2 protein-coding genes are annotated in these 1,725 nt (G+C 55.1%); both read left to right on the top strand.

Annotated features, from left to right (window positions below):
• The first annotated feature begins 304 nt into the window (after positions 1 to 304).
• On the top strand, positions 305 to 985 hold the full coding sequence (locus ACZ4V1_RS35840; RefSeq protein WP_004574802.1) for a cupin domain-containing protein: 681 nt from the start codon (positions 305 to 307) through the stop codon (positions 983 to 985).
• Positions 982 to 1,566 (top strand): TetR/AcrR family transcriptional regulator, encoded by a 585-nt coding sequence (locus ACZ4V1_RS35835; RefSeq protein ID WP_004574803.1) that lies wholly within the window; start codon positions 982 to 984, stop codon positions 1,564 to 1,566. The genes ACZ4V1_RS35840 and ACZ4V1_RS35835 overlap by 4 nt, the downstream gene beginning before the upstream one ends.
• Positions 1,567 to 1,725: the final 159 nt, after the last annotated feature.

Genomic DNA, 1,725 nt, shown 5'->3' with positions numbered 1-1,725 from the left:
GGCTAGCGCTCGCCGAGCGCTGGTCGTTGTCGCCTGCCTGGATCAGTAAGCTCGGCAATGATCCCGATCGGGAAGCGCACTGGGATGATGCCGTTCGGGGTCTCCCGACCGTTAAAAAATTGAAGTCCAGTTCAAAATAGGGGACGATAGAGAATTCGGAAAAAATCGTACGCTAAGCTTCGCGAGTTCTTGTAACCAATTCATTGTTTTTTCAATGGATGAAAGAAAATGGCGAAAGCTATTTGACAAACAAATCGGGATCTTATAACTTACCTACCAAGTAGTCGGTAGATGAAATAAAGCCATGAAACTCAATTCAGATCTTTCGCAGCGTGTTGTCGTCGAGCCTTCAAGCTTACAGTGGGTCGATTCGCCAGCGACCGGGATTCAACGCCAGTTACTGGAGCGTGATGGCGACGAAGTGGCGCGTGCCACCTCGATCGTGCGATACGCGCCGGGCTCCGCTTTTGAAAATCATAAGCACGACTTGGGCGAGGAGATTCTGGTCCTGGACGGCGAATTCAGCGACGAATCCGGGACCTTCGGGCCTGGGACTTACATCAAGAATCCACCAGGTTCTTCGCATGCACCGAGCTCCGCGACGGGTTGCACGTTGTTCGTCAAGCTGCGCCATCTTGATCTAGCCGACAGCCAACGCACCGTGGTCGACACCCGTAACGGCCCCTGGTTTCCAGGCCTCGTGCCGGGTCTGTCGGTGATGCCACTTTCTGAGTTCGACACACAACATACGGCTTTGGTGCGCTGGGCCCCGGGGACACGATTCAATTCGCATCGTCACTACGGCGGTGAAGAAATCTATGTGTTGGAAGGCGTCTTTGAGGATGAGTTCGGAAGCTACCCTACCGGCACATGGATGCGCAGTCCGCATTTGAGTGCTCACCGTCCCTTCAGCAATACAGGCTGCACCATCCTGGTCAAGACAGGCCACCTGCCAGTCGCCGAATCAAATGAGGCGCTTGCATGAAGCATTTCTCCGAAATCTCGCCGACCGCCGAGCGGGTGGTCGATGCCGCTGAAGGGTTGGTACAGCAGCACGGCTACAACGGCTTCTCATACGACGACGTGGCCCAGTTGGTAGGCATCAAAAAACCAAGTATCCACCACCACTTTCCCAAGAAGGGTGAACTCGTGGCCGTGGTCGCACAGCGCTACACGCACCGGTTTCGTGAGGAGTTGCTGAGCATCGAAGGGCAGCATGCGAAAGCGCCTGACAGGCTAACTGCGTATGCGGCACTTTTCGAACGCACCTTCGCCAAGGACCGGCGCCTTTGTGTCTGCGGCATGTTGGGTGCCGAGTCGGACTCGCTGCCGGACGCCGTTGTGAGCGAGGTCGAGCGATTCTTTAAAGTCAATCTCGACTGGTTGACTCTTGTCGTTGCCGATGGTCAGCGTGCCGCGCTGATCACCTCGAATTCCACCCCAGAGGCTCTCGCAGAGGCATTCTTGTGCGCGTTGGAAGGCTCGATGATGGTGGGCCGTGGCATGCGGTCGTCACGCGGACCGGCCGAAGTTGGAAACACTTTTCTTTCCACCGTGTTGACCTGAGGTCGGCACTTTTTTTGCAACACAACCCTACCATTTAGTTGGTAGTTAAGGAGATTATTATGAGTACTGAATTTAATGGCAAGAAGTTGTTGGTCATCGGCGGCACTAGCGGGATGGGACTGCAAACTGCCCGCATGGTTCTTGAGCAAGGCGGAAGCG

The sequence above is a fragment of the Streptomyces sp. NPDC028991 genome, from assembly GCF_055564775.1.
The sequence above is the reverse complement of the archived record's forward strand: the minus strand, read 5'-3'. Positions and strand labels throughout refer to the sequence as shown.